The 978-nt window shown below is 72.2% G+C and carries 1 pseudogene; it reads left to right on the forward strand.

Annotated features, from left to right (window positions below):
- Window positions 1-909, forward strand: a pseudogene (locus DD1DGNOD_RS11985) (MlaD family protein); the annotation flags it as partial.
- Window positions 910-978: the final 69 nt, after the last annotated feature.

The raw sequence follows: 978 nt of genomic DNA on the forward strand, positions 1-978 counted from the left end.
GCCAACATCGACGCCGCCGTCAAGGCGCTCGCGCCGGCGATGCGCGACACCGATGGTCTGGCGAAGGTGCTCGACCAGCAGAACGCCCTGCTGAACAGCCTGGTGGACAACGTCGAGCCGGTCGCGACCGCGCTCGCGCGGGACGACGGCAGGACCCTGGACGGCCTGGTCGCCTCCACCCAGCAGCTGCTGGGCACCACGGCGGTCAGGCAGCAGGTGCTCGAGCAGACTCTTGCCGAGCTTCCGGGCACGCTGCACAGCGCGCGGGCCACGCTCGCCGAGCTGACCGCGACGACGACGGCCACCGTGCCGACCCTGCGGGCGATCCGTCCTACCACCGACAACCTCAGCCAGATAAGCGCCGAGCTCGAACGGTTCACCGCCGCGGCCGATCCCGCGCTGGCGAGCCTGGACCCGGTGCTGCAGAAGGCACAGTCGCTGCTCGACGAGGCCAGGCCGGTGGTCAGCACGCTGCGCGCCAGCGGGCCGGACACGGTGGCGGTCGCGTCGTCGCTCAAGCCGCTCGTCGGCGAGCTGAGCGACAACATCACCGGTGTTTTCAACTTCGTGAAGTACTGGGCGCTGGCCACCAACGGGTCGGACGGGCTCTCCCACTACTTCCGCGGGATGCTCGTGATCACCCCGGACATCCTCACCGGCCTGGTCCCCGGACTCGGCTCCAACCTCGGCGTCGGTGGTTCGCCGCCGCCCCTGACCAAGAACCCCAGTGGTCAGCCGGTCGACCCGATGGCGCCCCAGCAGCCCGGCGGCGGCCCGGCGCAGCAGGGCGGACTCGGCGGCGTCATCGGCGGCCTGCTCGCCCCCGCGCCGACCGCGGACGGCGGCGTCACCGGGCTCAGCCAGCAACAGGAGAGTGGCATGCTCGGCTTCCTGCTTGGAGGTAACTGATGGCAGGCCGGACGGCAACGGGCTGGGCGCGCAGGCGCGCCCTCCTGCTCGGCGGCGGGCTGGTCGCGG

It is taken from the genome of Candidatus Protofrankia californiensis, from assembly GCF_900634765.1.
GTDB classification, from domain to species: Bacteria; Actinomycetota; Actinomycetes; order Frankiales; family Frankiaceae; genus Protofrankia; species Protofrankia californiensis.